This window comes from Bacillus sp. F9_6S_D1_P_5 (assembly GCF_054823925.1).
Genome location: NZ_JBTREW010000001.1, coordinates 147,726 through 165,158 on the forward strand (window position 1 = coordinate 147,726; position 17,433 = coordinate 165,158).

General features: G+C 37.0%; 13 protein-coding genes and 1 pseudogene. 11 read left to right on the forward strand and 3 right to left on the reverse strand.

Features of this window, described 5'->3' with window-relative positions:
* Nucleotides 1-70 precede the first annotated feature (70 nt).
* Nucleotides 71-7,543: a DUF7507 domain-containing protein gene (locus tag ACUXEY_RS00780; protein WP_461299835.1), complete on the forward strand. Its 7,473-nt coding sequence runs from the start codon at nucleotides 71-73 to the stop codon at nucleotides 7,541-7,543.
* Nucleotides 7,544-7,589: 46 nt separating this feature from the next.
* Here ACUXEY_RS00780 and ACUXEY_RS00785 read toward each other — a convergent pair whose 3' ends face one another.
* Nucleotides 7,590-8,147 carry a CatB-related O-acetyltransferase gene (locus ACUXEY_RS00785; RefSeq protein WP_461299836.1) on the reverse strand — a complete coding sequence of 186 codons (558 nt, stop codon included), beginning with the start codon at nucleotides 8,145-8,147 and terminating at the stop codon, nucleotides 7,590-7,592.
* Between the two features lie 139 nt (nucleotides 8,148-8,286).
* Between ACUXEY_RS00785 and ACUXEY_RS00790 the strand changes: the two genes are divergently transcribed.
* From ACUXEY_RS00790 to ACUXEY_RS00825, 8 genes are all read left to right on the forward strand, one after another.
* The gene (locus ACUXEY_RS00790; RefSeq protein ID WP_461299837.1) at nucleotides 8,287-8,628 is read left to right on the forward strand and encodes an ASCH domain-containing protein; all 342 of its coding nucleotides are present in this window, start codon (nucleotides 8,287-8,289) and stop codon (nucleotides 8,626-8,628) included.
* Nucleotides 8,625-9,020: an NUDIX hydrolase gene (locus ACUXEY_RS00795; RefSeq protein WP_461299838.1), complete on the forward strand. Its 396-nt coding sequence runs from the start codon at nucleotides 8,625-8,627 to the stop codon at nucleotides 9,018-9,020. Before ACUXEY_RS00790 ends, ACUXEY_RS00795 begins: the two co-directional genes overlap by 4 nt.
* An 86-nt stretch (nucleotides 9,021-9,106) precedes the next feature.
* On the forward strand, nucleotides 9,107-9,727 hold the full coding sequence (locus tag ACUXEY_RS00800) for an acetate uptake transporter (protein ID WP_000070938.1): 621 nt from the start codon (nucleotides 9,107-9,109) through the stop codon (nucleotides 9,725-9,727).
* A 143-nt stretch (nucleotides 9,728-9,870) separates the two neighbouring features.
* Complete coding sequence (locus ACUXEY_RS00805) at nucleotides 9,871-10,314, forward strand: flavodoxin (RefSeq protein WP_001062755.1); 444 nt, start codon at nucleotides 9,871-9,873, stop codon at nucleotides 10,312-10,314.
* Nucleotides 10,315-10,330: 16 nt separating this feature from the next.
* Nucleotides 10,331-11,230: a WD40/YVTN/BNR-like repeat-containing protein gene (locus ACUXEY_RS00810; protein WP_461299839.1), complete on the forward strand. Its 900-nt coding sequence runs from the start codon at nucleotides 10,331-10,333 to the stop codon at nucleotides 11,228-11,230.
* A gap of 216 nt (nucleotides 11,231-11,446) precedes the next feature.
* A complete protein-coding gene (gene cspB / locus ACUXEY_RS00815) occupies nucleotides 11,447-11,647 on the forward strand; it encodes a cold shock-like protein CspB (protein WP_001179150.1) in 201 nt (66 codons plus the stop codon).
* Between the two features lie 189 nt (nucleotides 11,648-11,836).
* Nucleotides 11,837-12,682 (forward strand): exonuclease, encoded by an 846-nt coding sequence (locus ACUXEY_RS00820; RefSeq protein WP_461299840.1) that lies wholly within the window; start codon nucleotides 11,837-11,839, stop codon nucleotides 12,680-12,682.
* Between the two features lie 182 nt (nucleotides 12,683-12,864).
* On the forward strand, nucleotides 12,865-13,212 hold the full coding sequence (locus tag ACUXEY_RS00825) for a hypothetical protein (protein WP_166703922.1): 348 nt from the start codon (nucleotides 12,865-12,867) through the stop codon (nucleotides 13,210-13,212).
* 294 nt (nucleotides 13,213-13,506) lie between these two features.
* On the opposite strand, the gene ACUXEY_RS00830 is transcribed toward ACUXEY_RS00825, so the two are convergent.
* Both ACUXEY_RS00830 and ACUXEY_RS00835 read right to left on the reverse strand, forming a co-directional pair.
* Nucleotides 13,507-14,598 (reverse strand): DUF3900 domain-containing protein, encoded by a 1,092-nt coding sequence (locus ACUXEY_RS00830; RefSeq protein WP_461299841.1) that lies wholly within the window; start codon nucleotides 14,596-14,598, stop codon nucleotides 13,507-13,509.
* Nucleotides 14,599-14,865: 267 nt separating this feature from the next.
* Nucleotides 14,866-15,207 carry a hypothetical protein gene (locus tag ACUXEY_RS00835; RefSeq protein WP_116746286.1) on the reverse strand — a complete coding sequence of 114 codons (342 nt, stop codon included), beginning with the start codon at nucleotides 15,205-15,207 and terminating at the stop codon, nucleotides 14,866-14,868.
* A 363-nt stretch (nucleotides 15,208-15,570) separates the two neighbouring features.
* Here ACUXEY_RS00835 and ACUXEY_RS00840 point away from each other — a divergent pair, with 363 nt between their 5' ends.
* Entirely contained in the window at nucleotides 15,571-16,482 is a 912-nt protein-coding gene (locus ACUXEY_RS00840; RefSeq protein WP_461299842.1) for a VanW family protein, read from the forward strand.
* Nucleotides 16,483-16,578: 96 nt separating this feature from the next.
* Nucleotides 16,579-17,362: pseudogene (locus ACUXEY_RS00845) on the forward strand (transposase); the annotation flags it as partial.
* Nucleotides 17,363-17,433: the final 71 nt, after the last annotated feature.

A 17,433-nucleotide genomic window follows, 5' to 3' on the forward strand; every position in this document is an offset into this window, starting at 1 on the left:
TACATTGCATAGTTTGTCTACATTTTATAGTATAGAGCACTTTTTACTATAATTGAAATGAGATGATTGTGTGCCTTTTATAAATCGTTTTACAACAACAGTACCTGGTGCCGTCACGTTCACTGGGAATACGTTAGGGCTTAGCCCTACATCACCTGCACCAGGTAATATTTTTGGTACACTTGCTGTGTTTACGACAGTAAATACAGCGCTGCAAGTACCAGGATTCCCAGCAGGGACAACAGATGAATGGCAATTGAATTCTTCAAGTGCAATTTTAAATCTTCCAGCGGGAAGTAGTGTGTTATATGCAGAATTAGTTTGGGCTGGTACTTTCCGGACTGATACAGAAGATGTTTTACCATTTTTAAATGATAACATTACATTTACAACGCCAGCAGGGACGTTTTCTGTTACGCCAGATCCTGCTACCGCGCAGCAAGGCTCAGTAGGGAATCAATTTTATTATGCTCGCTCTGCTAATGTAACGAATCTTGTTAGTGCAGGTGGGGCAGGAACTTATACAACGGGTGCAGTGCCAGCTGCAAGAACTTCATCTGATCCGACTATTAGTCGTTCGGCTGGTTGGACGCTTGAGGTTGTGTATCAAAATGCCAGTTTGCCACTTCGGAATTTGTCAGTTTATGCAGGTCAAGAAATTATCGATGCTTCATCACCACCAGTTGATGCTACTATTTCAGGATTTGCTACCCCAGCCACAGGAGCTGTAACAGGACGAGTGCTCGTAACTGCTCAAGAAGGTGATTCTAACATTGTTGGAGATCAACTTCGCTTTGGACCGAATGCAAATGCTACAGTTGCATTATCAGGCCCGAGAAACCCTGCTAATAATTTCTTTCAATCACAAATTTGTAATGACATTGGAGAGCTAGATACAACCGGGACATTTGGGAATTTGAATCAGCCGTTAGGGGCAGCTTTAGCCGTCAGAAGACAAGGGTGGGATATTACGAATGTAAATGCCTCTGCATCATTAGTAAATAATCAAACGTCAGCAACTGTTCACTTCGTTACAAATGGAGATGGATACGCTGCAGCTGGTTTTGGTGTTCAAATTGATGCAACCGGTCCAATTATTAATCCTGTTAAATCGGTTAATAGAACAGTCGCAGGAGTAGGGGATACTCTCACTTATACGATTACGGTCCCAAATACAGGAACAGGAAGTGCAGAAAACGTTGTATTACGTGATAGTATTCCGAACGGAACGACGTTTGTTGCAGGTAGTGTAACGGTAGGAGGAGTAACACAGCCGAATGCGAACCCTGCGAATGGAATTAATTTAGGTACAATCCCAAATAACACGCAAAGAATTGTTACATTTCAAGTTCGAATAACATCATTCCCAAATCCAAATCCTATTTCAAATCGTGCAATGGTGTCATATCAATTCCGTCCTTTCGTTGGTAGTACTCCTATTACAAGTACGTCTTCTTCAAATACAGTACAAACGACAGTAAATCAAGCAACTATAAGTATGCAAAAATCTGTAGATTTACAGACAGCGACACTTAATGATGTATTAACATACACGGTTAATGTGACGAATAATGGGAATGTCACTGCAAATAATGTTATTTTTGTCGATAGTATCCCTGGTGGAACAACATTTGTTCCAAATAGTGTTACAGTGAATGGAGTAGCACGTCCAGGAGCAAATCCAGCAAGCAGTATTAATCTAGGAAGTATTAATGCTTCGCAAACGACTGTAGTGCGTTTTCAAGTTCGAGTAACATCTAATCCACTTGTCAATCCAATTCCGAACCGTGCGAGTGCAACCTTTAACTTTACTCCAGTACCTGGCCAACAACCAGTTTCAGGGCAAGCGACAAGTAATACTGTAGTTACTACTATTAATATAGCTGATATAAGAACGAGAAAAACAGTGGATAGAGCTTTTGCGACAGTGAATGACGTTCTTACGTACACTGTTACAATTGAAAATACAGGAAATGTACTTGCGACGAATGTTATTTTTCAAGATCCGATTCCAATTGGAACGACTTTTATCGTAAATAGTGTGACGGTAGATGGGGTTTCACAACCTGGAGCAAATCCTTCGACTGGGTTTGCGGTAGCAAATATTTCTCCTGGCGGAAGTAGGACAGTGCGTTTTCAAGTCCGAGTGACATCTACGCCATCAGGAGGCACGATTGCGAATCGTGGAAATGTATCTGCTAATTTCGTCGTTATTCCGAATCAACCACCAGTGACGATTAATAGACAAACGAATACAGTTGTGACACAAGTTAATACAGGTGGTTTAAATGTAATAAAAGAAGTGAATACGACACAAGCGGCAGTAGGGGACACTTTAACATATACGATTGCCGTCCAAAATACAGGAAACGTTCCGTTAACAAATGTGTTTTTCCAAGACACTATTTCTCCCGCTGTCTCATTTGTTGCAAATTCTGTAACAATTAATGGAGTACCACAAAGTGGATTAAATCCGAATACAGGATTTTCTCTTCCTAATATTCCTGCGGCTCAAACAGTTGTAGTCACATTTGACGTATTAATTGTACAGGATCCAGAAAATGAAGACATATTAAATCAAGCAAATGTAACAGCAAGTTTTCAAGTGAATCCGAGTGAACCACCCGTAACAATCAATGTTCCGAGTAACATTGTGAATACAACTATACAATCAGGGAACTTTGAAGTTGTGAAAGCAGTGAATACGGATGTTGCAACAGTAGGGGATGTTTTAGTATATACAATCGAAATTATAAATGCAGGTAGTGTACCAGCTACAAATGTATTTTTCCAAGATTCAATTCCACAAGGGACATTATTTATTGAAAACAGTGTCTTTGTGAATGGGGTCTTACAAGAAGGGGCAGATCCAGAATTCGGATTCCCATTAAATAATTTACCCGCTGGTGCGAGTGTAATTGTTACGTTTGAAGTATTAATTGATGAAATTCCACAAGGAAATAATGTTGTAAATAATGCGAATGTAACTGGAGATTTTCTTGTAAATCCAACAGAACCACCAATTACTGTAACGGTGCCAAGTAATACTGTTATGACAGTGGTGAATTCTTCAGGGTTAAATGTAAGGAAGAGTGTAAGCGCTACTGAAGCAGGTGTAGGAGATACGTTAACATATACAGTTCGTATACAAAATAGTGGAACGGTAGCAGCGACAAATGTATCATTTCTTGATCCAATTCCAGTTGGAACAACGTTTGTAGCAAATAGTGTAACAATAAATGGAACGCCTCAACCAGGTTTAAACCCAACAATTGGATTTCCGCTTGCTAATATTCCAGTAGGAGGGATGGTAACAGTTGCTTTTCAAGTGACAATCACGAGTGTACCACCAAATAGAGTTCTTCCGAATAATGCAAATGTAACTGCGGATTTCCAAGTAAGCCCTCTCCAGCCGCCAATTATAATTGTAACGATTAGTAATATTGTTGTGACGCGAGTGAATGTAGGATCACTTAATGTAATGAAGAGTGTAAATACATCGCAAGCAGGAGTAGGAGATACGTTAACGTATACGATTCTTATTCAAAATACAGGAACTGTTCCTGCAACGAATATTATTTTTCAAGATCCAATTCCGTCTGGTACTGCGTTTGTAGCAAATAGTGTGACGATAAACGGAGTCGTACAGCAAGGCGCGGATCCTATGGCAGGTTTCCCAGTACCAAATATTCCGGTCGGGCAAACGGCTACAATTACGTTTCAAGTTACAGTGACGAGTGTTCCGAGCGGTGGAAATGTTAGAAACCAATCAAACGTTACTGCAAGTTTTCTTATAAATCCAGCAAACCCTCCAATAACGACTGTAACAAATAGTAATTTTGTAGTGACACAAGTAAACACAGCGCAGCTAAGTATACAAAAATCTTCATCTGTACAACAAGCAGCACTTGGAGAAACTTACACGTATTCTGTTATCATTCGAAATAACAGCACAGTAACAGCAACGAATGTTTCTTTCCTTGATCCAATTGCTGCAGAAACAACATTTGTAGCAAATAGTGTAACGATAAATGGAGCGCCACAACCTGGATTTGACCCAAATGTTGGTTTCACACTTCCGAATATTGCAGCTGGAACATCATTGACAGTAACGTTCCAAGTTATGGTAGTTGCACCGTCTACACGTGGAGCAGTATTAAATACAGCATCTGCTACAGCCACTTTTTTATTAAATCCTTTACAACCACCTGTAACAACATCGAACTCAAGTAATACAACGGTAGTTACAATACCGTTACCTCCTCCTGGTGAAGTAACAGCAACAAAAACAGTTGACGTTGCTGCTGGAGCTGTTGGGGATGTATTAACGTATACTGTGCTAATTTCAAACGTAGGAATTATACCTGTTACAGATGTGTTCTTCCAAGATGTCATTCCAGAAGGAACAACATTTGAAGAAGATAGTGTAACGATAGGTGGGGTACAGCAACTCGGTTTAAATCCAGAAATAGGATTTACAGTTACTCCATTATTAATCGATGGTGGAAGTATTGAGGTAACGTTCCGAGTGAGGATTACAGAAATTCCAGATAATGAAGTCATATTAAATGATGCAGACGTTACATTTACTTCACAACCAAATCCGCAGGAACCACCAATTACGGAAACGATATTAACGAATTTAGTCGTTACGACAATTAATATAGCTTCGATTTTTCCATTAAAACTAGTAGATAAAGAAGTAGCGACTGTAGGAGAAATATTAACGTATGATGTATTAATCTTTAATTTCGGTACAGTGCCAGCAACGAATGTTGAATTTATAGATACAACTTCCGTCGGTGTAGCATTTGTACCGGGAAGTGTGAGCATAAACGGGGTACCGGCACCAGGATTAGATCCTTTCATTGGTTTTACAGTTCCAGATATACCTGTAGATAGTTTTGCACGTGTCACATATCAAGAAGTGGTTACAAGCATACCAGAAGGTGGTACAGTTGTTAACTTTGTAGACGTTACAGCTACATTTCCTGTAAGTGAAACAGAGCCGCCTATTACAGAAACAACGACAAGTAATACGACATTAACAGAAATCAATGAGCCTGGTTTGAATGTTTTAAAATCAGTAAGTCAGCCGGTTGTTGCAGTAGGTGATACAATCACATATACAACAGTAGTTCAAAATACAGGAACAGTGGTAGCGACGAATGTTCAATATAGTGATGTATTACCATCCTCAATAACATTTGTACCGGACAGTGTAACGATAGATAGTGTGCTACAACCTGGATTCAATCCGAATAATGGATTCCCACTTCCAGATATAAACCCAGGTGAAAGTGTAGAAGTTACATTCCAAGTAACAGTTGTTAGTGTTCCGTCAAATGGAACAATTGTCAATACGGCAAATGTAATAGGAAGCTTTGTATTAGTACCAGGAGAACCACCAGTTATAGTAAACCAACCGAGCAATACAACACTTACAACTGTAAATAGAGGACAATTTAATGTAATTAAACAAGTAAATAGGGCTGCTACTCTCGTTGGAGATGTATTAACGTATACGGTTCAAATAACGAATACAGGAACAGTAACAGCAAATAATGTTCAGTTTATTGATACCATTTCAGCAGGAGCGTCATTTATACCAAATAGTGTAACGATAAATGGAGCTCTGCAACCAATCTTAAATCCGATTACTGACTTTGGAGTTGGAGATATACTCGTTGGTGAAACGGTTATCGTGACGTTTCAAGCGACAGTTATAAACATCCCGACATCAGGAACAATTACGAACGTGGCGAATATAACAGGAAGCTTTACTTTAGTACCAGGAGAGCCACCGGTTGTATTAACAGAGCCGAGTAATACGACGATAACAAGGATAAATAGAGGACGGTTCAGCGTTATAAAATCTGTAAATAAAGAAGCGACACGTTTAGGAGATACGTTAACGTATAGTGTGCAAGTTACAAATACGGGAACGGTAACAGCGACGAATGTTCAGTTTATCGATGTTCCGTCACCTAGTTTAGAATTCGTTCCTGGAAGTGTACAAATAAATGGAATTCCACAAGTAGGTTTAGATCCATTTGTAGGCTTTTCATTACCGGATCTTGCAGTAGGCGATAGTATATTAATTACATTTGAAGTAAATGTAATCGCAATTCCGCCTTCTAATAGCATTATGAATACAGCGAGAGTAACTGGTGATTTCGAATTGATTCCGGGAGAACCTCCGTTTACAATTACGAATTCAAGTAATACGGCAGTCACACCAGTAAATAGAGGCAGTTTAGATATGCTGAAAGAAGTAGACAATTCAATTGTTGGAGTAGGAGAAACGGTAACGTATACTGTTCGTATATTAAATACTGGTACTGCTGATGCAATGAATGTTCAATTTATCGATGTGCTATCTCAGGAAGCCGATTTCGTCCCAAATAGTGTAACGATAAATGGAGTTCCGCAGCTAGGGTTAAATCCGCAGGTTGGATTTACGATACCAGATATTCCAGTTGGTGAAACCGCACTTGTAACATATGAAGCTACGATTACAAGTTTTCCAGATGGTGGTACAGTAGTGAACGTTGCAGGGGCGTTAGCAGAATATATTTTAGTACCAGGAGAGCCGCCAGTTACAGTGATGGATACGAGCAATACAGTTATAGTGACGGTAAATACTGCAATCTTATTTGTTGCAAAAGGAGCAAACTTTGAAGTAGCAATGGTAGGAGATGTTATCACTTACGGAATTGCTGTTATAAATGATAGTACAGTTCCTGTGACCAACATTGTGTTAACAGATATCATTGATCCGAATACGCTATTTATAAATGGAACGGTAACGGTAAATGATGTACCTTTTCCGTTTGCTAATCCGAATACCGGTATTTCGTTAGGTGATTTTCAGCCAAATGATGCAGCAATTATTAATTTCCAAGTTGTAATAACAGGAGGGCAAATAAATAATTTAGTTACAAATACTGCTACAGCGAATGGGCTTGCAATTGTGAATCCTAATGAACCTCCTGCAGTAGTTGTAGGCGATAGTAACACAGTTGTTATCCCGTTTATTCCTCAGAATGTTTCAACGACTGTTGTAAAAGTGGCAGATCATCAAACAGCAACGATAGGTGATGTTATTACGTTTACGACAGTTATTACAAATACGGGTGATACAGTGATGCAAAATATCCGTTTTCAAGATATGTTAGATAGTAGTGTACGATTTGTCCTTGGAAGTGTAACGGTTGATAATACGCTAGTGTCAAATGTAAATCCAGTATCAGGATTTCTTATAGGAAGTTTAAATCCAGGTGAAGCACGCACAGTCTCGTTCCAAGTAGTAGTTCAGAGCGCGCCAAGTGGTTCAGGAAATTATATAAATCAAGCGAATATTCGCTTCGAACATCAAGTAGGTACAGTGTTACCACCTGTTACACAAATAATAGAAAGTAATATTGTGATCATACCGTTCGTCCCAACTATCGAACAAATTTGTGAAACAAACTTTAATTGCTTAGATAAAATTCCATTTCAATGTTCTCCGTGTAATCAGTTGCACCAACATAAAAAATAAAAACAAAAAGAGCATCTAGAAAGAATAGGATGCTCTTTTTGTTTTATCATATAGACTCATGTTCAGACGAGGTAAAAAACTCGTTAATTTTGTTGGAGAGTAGAAATGGAATAGCTCCTTTTATAACAGAAATATCCCAGTCCCACCATGCTAGACTCTCTAGTTTGTCAATCGTTTCTTGCGGGAAACGATATCGAACAAATTTTGCAGGATTACCAGCTACAATTGCATATGGAGGTACGTCTTTTGTAACAACACTCTTTGCGCCAATAATGGCACCGTTACCAATTGTAACACCAGATAAAATGCAGGATTGATAACCAATCCATACATCGTTGCCGACTACGATATCACCTTTTGAAGAAGGATGACCAGTAATATGTGCTCCTTCATTAAAAAATGCATTAAATGGGTAAGTCGTTATCCAGTCTGCACGATGTTCACCGCCAAGTATAAAAACGACTTCTTCTCCTAATGAACAAAACTTACCTATTTTTAATTTTGTTTCATCATTCCAAGAAAAAATGGTTGGACCTACTTTACTATAAGTATAATCACCAATATCATATTTATTATATTCAGGTTTTTGATTTAAATATAACATAACGAATTTAGCATCCTCTCTAAGTCAAGTAATGGATATGGAACATTATATGCAACTTGGAATAAGTCGAACTGTGTTGTATGAATTGGTAATGCACAAATAAAATAGTAGGCGCAACGAATAAAAAGGAGTGGAATGAATGATATACGAAATGGGATTATATAATAAACCTTTTCAATCAATTCAATCAGGAAAAAAAGTATATGAAGTACGTTTATATGATGCGAAACGTCAACTTATAAAACGAGGCAATCATATTGTATTTACGAACCTTACGACAGAGGAAACGATGACTGTAAAAGTAATGGAAATAAAACGATACGAAAGCTTTAAAGCAATGTACGAGCAAATTGATAAAAAATTATTGGATTGTGAAAATGATAGTTTAGAGGAAATGCTAGAAAGTACAAACAAAATATATACGAAAGAACAAGAGCAAAAGTGGGGAACAGTGGCGATTCGTATTGAGGTAATAAAATGATAAGAAATCGCGGCGCAGCTATCATTGTGCAGGAAGGGAAAATTGCTCTTATAAAACGTATTCGAGAAGGTGAAACATATTATGTTTTTCCAGGCGGAGGAATTGAGGAAGATGAAACAGCTGAAGAGGCAACGAAGCGAGAGGTTTATGAAGAGTTAGGGGTACATATAGAAGTGGAGCAACTTATTGCAAAGGTGGAGTATAAGGGTACGGAGTATTATTTTAATGCCCGTATTACTGATGGAGTTTTCGGAAGTGGTAAAGCTGCAGAATTCGAACTGAAAGATAGAGGGAGTTATATTCCGTTATGGTTGCCGATACACGAGTTGGAAGAAGTGAATATAAAACCGTATGAAGTGGTCGGAAGTATATTCAATCATTATAAAAAGTGAGGTATGACAACATACAAAAAAAACCATTGACATAGCCTTCTGATTTAAGTATTGTATTCGAGTATGTTTATAATCAGGAGGTTTATATGAGCAATCAAACAACTACACATCATGTGAAAATGACAACAGCGGATCCATCTGGAATTGGTCTATTTGGATTAGCGATGGTAACACTTGTAGCATCGTCTCAAAAGTTAGGCTTAACAGATGGCGTTTCTCTTGTATTACCGTGGGCAATCTTTTTAGGAGGATTTGCACAAATCTTTGCGTGTATTCACGATGCAAAGCATAACAATACGTTCGGTACAACAGCATTCGGTGCGTACGGCCTATTTTGGTTAGGTGTTGGAATGACTTGGTTAATTCAACTTGGAGTATTTGGCGAAAAATTAGCACAAGCTGCAGATTCAAAACAGCTTGGGGTAGCCTTTATCGGATATTTGATTTTCACAATCTTTATGACAATTGGTGCAATGGAAACACATAAAGTATTATTTATGATTTTCGTCCTTATTGATTTCTTATTTATCGGTCTTTCATTAAGTACTTTAGGTGTTATGCCGCATGCAATGCATAATTTAGCAGCATATTCTGAACTTCTTATTTCATTATTATCTTTCTATGGTTCAGCAGCAGCAGTGTTAAATACACACTTCGGAAAAGTTGTTTTACCAGTTGGAAAGCCGTTTGGTATTTTTAAAAAGTAATAAAAAAGCACAGATGATTGTATAGTCATCTGTGCTTTTTTTTTGTGCGGTAAATAGAAATATTAAAAAATATAATTGAAATTGATTCTCATTATTAATATAATGAGAATGAGAATCATTTATTGTAAGAGGGGGATGCCGAAGTGGCGAAAATTTTAATAGCTTATGCAAGTATGTCAGGAAATACAGAGAGTATTGCTGATTTAATTAAAGTTAGTTTAGATGCTTTTGATCATGAAGTAGTATTGCAAGAGATGGAAGGCATGGATGCTGAAGAATTATTAGCTTATGATGGAATCATTTTAGGATCTTATACGTGGGGTGATGGTGAACTACCATTTGAAGCGGAAGATTTCCATGATGACTTAGAAAATATAGATTTATCAGGGAAAAAAGTAGCGGTATTCGGATCAGGAGATACGGCGTATGAACTGTTTTGTGAAGCGGTAACGATATTTGAAGAGAAACTTGTAGAACGTGGTGCAGAGCTTGTACAAGAAGGGTTGAAAATTGAATTAGCTCCAGAAGATGAAGAGGATGTTGAAAAATGTAGTAATTTTGCAATTGCATTTGCTGAGAAGTTTTAAGAATGGGAGTGTCAACGTGGAGACAATGTTAAGTGCGACCGCTATTACAAAGTTAAGAGATGGAAAGCTTATGTTAGCTACTACATATAATGGCTTATTTATTGAACAAGACGGAGAATGGAAACAAATTTTACATGGTTTTCAAAAACGAATTAGAGATTTACATAGCGAAGGTAATGTAGTATACGGTGTAGGTGACGAAGGAATTTTTATTCGTAGTACGAATGGTGGAGAGAACTGGACGGTTCAGCGTTTTCCAACAAAAGCAACGAGTTGGAATGTGTGTAGTAATGAAAAAGGAACTGTCATTGCACATGGAGATAAAACGTTGTATCATTCTAATGATTTTGGTTCGACATGGGAAACCATTCATCCATTTCTTGAGTATGGTGGCGGGGCACCATCTATTCGATCGTTATTTTTATATAAACATTACTTATTTATCGGTACGAAAATACATGCTAAATATGGTGGTGTTTGGCTCTTTAATTTGGAAACACGTAAATTAAAGAGGATTAAAATCGTGATGAATCAGATGATCTCAGCGTTGACTTTACACAATGCTTATTTAGTAGCAGCTAGTGGATCGTGCAAAGGGATTAGCGGGAATATTTCTTTTTGTAAAATAGATGAAAGTATTGAGGGTGAAAAAATATATTGGCACACATGTCAAAGCGAGCAGAAAGCAAGTAGCTATTTAGACTTAAGTGTAGATCAACATGTGCTATATACAACGTCAACGCAAAATAAGGCGGGGATTAGTACTGTTTGTCGTGTGCTTCTAGAAGAAGGAATTGTTACAGTATGTGACTCAGTTAAAGGGCATGGCTGGCGCATTGTGAACGAAAAAGAAGGCTATGTTGTAGCTGGTTCACGGGAATCAAAAGCGATGCAATGGAAAAAAAAAGTTGTATAGCAAAAAAAACTTTGCTTTTATTATATTGATATGATATATTATATTTAAACCATTTTACTTTTAATAATATAGAGATTTAAATGAGCTGTAACTTCCGAGGAGGATAGCAATGTTAAATCTCCTCAGAGGTGCAGTTTTTTTAATGTCTGACTTATTTTTGTAAAGTGGTTGAAAATGAATATGTACATATAGGTACATTGTAGGAGGATTTTTTACATGCAAAACGGTAAAGTAAAATGGTTTAACTCAGAAAAAGGTTTCGGATTCATCGAAGTTGAAGGCGGAGAAGACGTATTCGTACATTTCTCAGCTATCCAAGGCGAAGGCTTCAAAACTTTAGAAGAAGGTCAAGAAGTTACTTTCGAAGTAGAACAAGGTAACCGTGGACCTCAAGCTACTAACGTTAACAAGAAGTAATTGTGAAAAAAAGAAGGGCTTGCCCTTCTTTTTTTTTTGCATTTTTATTGAATAATCTTCTATGTACATATCATAATGAGATTGAATTTTCGTTTTTTGACGAAGCATTACATGCATAAAGTGTATGAATAAATAAATACTGAAAATAAAGTATGTGTGTGAAAAGGAATGTAGAAAGAGGTAAATAAATTGGAAAACGCTACACATTTTATTGTGTTTGATATAGAGAGAAATTTCAGGCCGTATAAATCAGACGACCCGTCAGAGATAGTTGATATCGGGGCTGTAAAAATAGAAGCGAGTACAATGAAGGTAATTGGAGAATTTTCAGAGTTAGTAAAACCAGGTGCACGACTTACTCGCCATACGACAAAATTAACAGGAATTACAAAGAAAGATTTAATGGGTGTAGAGAAATTCCCGCAAATTATAGAGAAATTTATTCAGTTTATCGGAGAGGATTCTATATTTGTTTCATGGGGAAGAGAAGATTATCGTTTTCTATCTCATGATTGTACGTTGCACGGCGTAGAATGCCCATCTATGGAAAAAGAGAGAAAATTTGATTTGCAGAAATTTGTTTTCCAAGCGTATGAAGAATTATTTGAGCATACACCAAGTTTACAATTTGCAGTAGAACAGCTCGGTTTAACATGGGAAGGAAAGCAACACAGAGCTTTGGCAGATGCTGAGAATACAGCCAAGATACTTCTTAAAGTATATAGCGAGAGAGATATTCATAAACGATACAAAAGACATGGTGAACTTGAACTTGTAGAGAACGGAAAACTAACAGAAAAAGCGAAAAAAAAGATGCGAAAATGGGTATTTAAAGAAATGAGAAAAAATACAGAGCGTCCTTTCGTTTGGAGTACATTTGAAAGTAGTGACACGTGGGAAAGTATTACGGAAAGATACTATATAAGTGAAGCGACAATAGAACTACTGAAAAAGCATTTTCGTACGGCGGTTAGAAAAGCGGAAAGGCAGATTAAGTATTTGGTTGAGATGGAGAAGAATGCAGAGGTTAAATGAGATTCTTCTTTATTTCTAGCTACATAAATGTAACGTCGTGTATTTATAGGCGAATAAAATATTCATATTAAATGGCAATTGATTTGTTGTGATTGGGTCATTATAATTACTTTGAAAATTAAGGTGTATTAATGATTAAAATCGAACAGTAAGATGAGAGTTTTATATAGGGGGGTGTGATAGTGATAGACTTGGATATTAAAGACGTCAACGTACAGATGGAATTAAACGGAGTCTTTTGGAATGAGGATGGAATTGCTGAAATGACGGTGACTACAAAAGAAGAGCATTCTCTTCTTCTTCGTCTAGTAGTTGACTTAGAAAGTAAAACGATTAGGGCGACAAGTGCCGAAATAGTTAATGGGTTTTGCCCTCTGTGCAAACAAAAAAGGGGCGAATGTAGTGAACTTAATGACTTACAAAACAAAATGGATATTTTAGAAGAAGCTTACGATTGGGTGAGAGAGCACCCAGAATATCGTTTTCAATTATCTTTCTACGATTACAATAAATTTGAGGTAGTGAAGTGAATTTTTCACTTGAACAACATACATAGTGACTAAAAAGAAAACATAAAAAATTTATAGACCGACTTGTTCAACTAGAAATATTGAAGTAAGTCCTTCTAATGGAAATACGCTTGTGCAATAAGGAAGTAATCTACTTGATTCTGTAACAAATGTCCTCTTGGATCAAAAATAAGCATATATTGTTATAAAAAACCGATTTTTAGTAGAATCGGTTTTTTATATAACTTTCAACTATGTCCCAAATAAAAGAGCGCTCGTTAACAGCGCTCAGTAAAAATAGGGATATAGAAGGATTTATTCAATCCCGTTCGGATCATAAGAATACTGCTGCTTATTCTCAATCCGCTCAATCACATCTTGCAACTCATCCGGCTTCAGGAACTCAATAGGAGAGAAGCCTTTCTCAAACGTAAGTGTATCAGCTTCGATCATTAGTACGTATCGGTCATTTACCTTTGCGATATGTATTTGATCCCCGAAATCAGCAAGCAGGGCCTTCACAGAGATATGATCCGCTTTTAGCTTTAATTCCACTTCAGGAGCATGCTCGACGATTTGTGCGGTAGCTTCCATTACTTCTTCGGTTGAAAATTGTTCCATAATCTCACGTTTCGGACTAGCAGCCCATACTTCCATTGCTTGGTCGAATTGTTCACGTTCTTCCGTACCTTCTTCCAATACATCTTCAATTTGGTCATATACCATGTCCATTACTTGAGTTTTCATAATTTCAGGCATAGAGCGTTCATACTCGACGAATTTTAAGAAGTCTTCAAAGTAACGGGCGTGTGATGCTTGGTGAATTTTTAGTTCGCCTACTTCAACCATACCTTCTTCAGGCATGTACGGATATTGAATAGATTTCATGTTTTTTGTTGTGATGGCCATTTCAACGTTACGAATCAGTGTGGATTCATCTGAAATAGAAGCAACTTTCGGTTCAAAGTCACATTTCATAACGAAAACGAATGGATCATCAAAGTATTTGCGCAGCTTCGCTTGCGCAATTAAAAATACACCACCGCGTACAGCACTTGTGTCAAGATATGTATAAACGAGTGGTTCGCTCATATCTTTGAAGTTTTCCTTAGTTTCTGCGAAGCGAATGCGATTAAATAGGTTGTAATGAGGGTTTGAATCAAGTTCGTGCCCTTCTTCTACAATGAAGCGACCGATCTTTGTCGGGGCTTGTTCTGTTTTCGCATGACGTTCTACTTTCCGCTTTGAAATTTTTAATAATTCACCATTCAAAAATTCTTTTAAGGAGCTATCTTCATACTCTTCAGCGTCTAATGTTTGAAAATGTTTGTAGCGTTTATCAACAGCTTCACCTTTTCCTTCTACTTGTACAACATAAAAGGAAAGATAATTTATTTCGAAATCCATATTTATCACCTTGTTTCATTTCATTAACTCTTATCAGTATAGAGATGGAAAAAACTTTCGTCAATTTATATAAGGAAGGGGGAGCCCCTTCCTTTATATATTTTTTATCCCGCATTAACGGGCAGTAATGCTCCCACCTCAAATTTCGGCGAATGCGAGAAAGTTAGGTGGGAGATAACTGTCCATAAAAGCCCGATTGGTTCAACTAATAATTAGTGGGGGATGGACAAAACCCCCACTAATTAAAGTTTCACTTTATCTTCAAAATTAAAATCCGTCTTCTAATGCTGAAAATGGAATGTTTAGTCTATTTTCTATTGTACGTAAACGTTGGTTTAAGCGGTTTAATCTACGTGTATGACGCTCAACCGTGTTTTCTAATTGACGTACTCTTTGTTCAAGCTCATTTACTCGTCTTTCTAGTTGACGGTTTCCAGCACCAGGAAAAGAGATTGGAAGTTGGAATTGTCGAGTTTGATCATATGGATTAACTTGTTCTGCTGGATCTATATATTGTTGGTATTGTGCTTGTAAATCGTATTGAGGCTGATAACCATTTTGGTTATATGGATCGTATGGATTGTAGGGGTACATAAAAACATCCTCCATTTCTTTAAAATAGGTTAATTCACCATAATGTATGTGTAAAAGTGGAGTGTGGCACGGCAAATACCTATTTATGTTCACAGGATGTTTCTTTATAAATAAGAATATGGAGTTTTTACATTTGTATTTCGTTCGCTTAATGGTATATACTGGATAATGGGGTGGGGTTACATAAAGGTTACATTTCTATCAAACTCAAACTTTTATGTAAATATGTATAGACATTTGGAAAAGAAAAGAGTAATTTATATAGAGTAAAAAATAACTTGTAACATTTTATAAATATATTGTAAAATGATTGTAACAAAACATACATAAAAATGAAATAATACATAAAAGTAATATTGGGAAAAAGGGGAGAGTCTATTGTTCCGTAAAGTAAAGGGTATATTAGTTGGGGTGTTATGTGTAGCTGTAGTGAGTGGCTGTGGTACAAAAGTCAGTGATGTTGCATTAGTAAGTGATATTGGTGGCCACACGGTAGAGGCTAAAGCAGAAGTACAGGATTCTATTAGTTTAGTAGATGGTCGTACAGGTACGGAAGTGAAAAAGCTAGATTTATCGAGTCTAGGCTATTTTGAAGACGAAGTAAAATTTAAAAAATCGGTAACGAAGGTTGCTAGCGAAGTTGGGAAAAGCGTTGACAAAAAGATGGTTCCATCACGCGTAGCACCTGATGGAAGTTGGCAAGAAGGAAAACCTGCTTATGAGTTAATGGAAAAAGAATTAGTAGATAAATTATTAAACGTTGGTATGTGGGATTCTTCATATCAATTACCTATTGTTGAGAAAAAGCCTACTGCAACATTAAGTGATGCGCAAGGAAGTGGCACGGTAATTGGTAGATATGAAACGAATTTAGGTGGCTCAGCAGGTGGCCGTATTGAGAATATTCGTTTGTCAGCAGCGAGCATAAATGGAGTTGTATTAGCAAAAGGAGACCGTTTCTCTTTCAATGCATTAATTGGTGATACAACACCGGATAAAGGATATCAATTAGGGAAAGAAATAGTAGATGGTAAGTTAGTAGATGGATATGGCGGCGGTGTTTGTCAAACATCATCAACATTATACAATGCAGCAGATCAAGCTGGTTTGAAAATGGTAGAGAGAACGACACATTCTAAAACGGTAGGGTACGTTCCACAAGGAAGAGATGCTACGATTGCTTATCCATACTTAGACTTAGTGTTTGAAAACACGAATGATGCACCTGTGAAACTTTATATGGGCATTCAGGGCGGAAAGTTAGTTGCTGAAGTACATAAGATGAGATAAATATCATAAGCTATAAGAATAATAGATTTGAAGCCGGTATTTCTGAATTGCACCTCAATTGTTAGACATAGTCTAACAATTGAGGTGCAATTTTTTATGGCTAAATTTTATTCGAAAGAAAAAATACGAGGGGTGAGACGATATTTAGAAGGGACTGAAGGTGGAAAAACAATTGCTAAATCTATTGGTGTTCACTCCAGTATGCTCTATCAGTGGATTAGACAATATGAATCTTCAGGTGAAAATGCTTTTAAAAAACGCTATAAACCATATTCATCCCAGTATAGACTAGTTGTACTTCATTATATGAACGAACAAAGGACATCTATTAGGGAAACAGCGTGGTTTTCAACATTCCGTCTTATGAAACACCTCGGAAGTGGAAAGTAGCTTATGACTCAGGGGGATTTTATGCCCTATAATTAAAGAAAAAGGGGTGCTTATCCATGAAAAATAAAATACGTAACGTGACAAAAAAAACAAGGAGTAGTTGGCTCAATAGGGGCACTGCAAGTGGAAAATGAGCGTTTTACGTATGGAAAATACATATTAAAAAAGTGGAATATCTTAGTTCAAAACAAGGGGAATTTTCGAAACAAAATAAAGCTTAAGTAGTCTATGAAATAAGGCATGGAGTTACGGTGAAAGTGTTACTTCATCTAGCAGATATTCAGCGTAGTACGTATTGCTATTGGGTGGGGAATTTCGATTGTCCTAATCCGGATATGGAGCTAAAAGGATTTATCCAAGCCATTTACGACGAACATGAGGGTCTTTATGTTTATCGTCATATTAGTGATGAACTGAAGAATCGCGGATAAAAAGTAAATCGCAAAAAGTGTATCATATCATGAAAGAATTAGGATTAAAATGTCTAGTATAATTTAAGCGAATGTAAAGTTAATTATTTTATTGCTATTGTTAGGTTGTTAAAAACTGAAGTTAATCAAA

Excerpts from the sequence above, each read along its gene's own strand:
- ACUXEY_RS00790 (WP_461299837.1), top strand. The coding sequence starts at position 8,287 with ATGATATACGAAATGGGATTATATAATAAACCTTTTCAATCAATTCAA.
- ACUXEY_RS00835 (WP_116746286.1), bottom strand. The coding sequence starts at position 15,207 with ATGGAGGATGTTTTTATGTACCCCTACAATCCATACGATCCATATAAC.
- ACUXEY_RS00785 (WP_461299836.1), bottom strand. The coding sequence starts at position 8,147 with ATGTTATATTTAAATCAAAAACCTGAATATAATAAATATGATATTGGT.
- ACUXEY_RS00795 (WP_461299838.1), top strand. The coding sequence starts at position 8,625 with ATGATAAGAAATCGCGGCGCAGCTATCATTGTGCAGGAAGGGAAAATT.
- cspB (WP_001179150.1), top strand. The coding sequence starts at position 11,447 with ATGCAAAACGGTAAAGTAAAATGGTTTAACTCAGAAAAAGGTTTCGGA.
- ACUXEY_RS00830 (WP_461299841.1), bottom strand. The coding sequence starts at position 14,598 with ATGGATTTCGAAATAAATTATCTTTCCTTTTATGTTGTACAAGTAGAA.
- ACUXEY_RS00800 (WP_000070938.1), top strand. The coding sequence starts at position 9,107 with ATGAGCAATCAAACAACTACACATCATGTGAAAATGACAACAGCGGAT.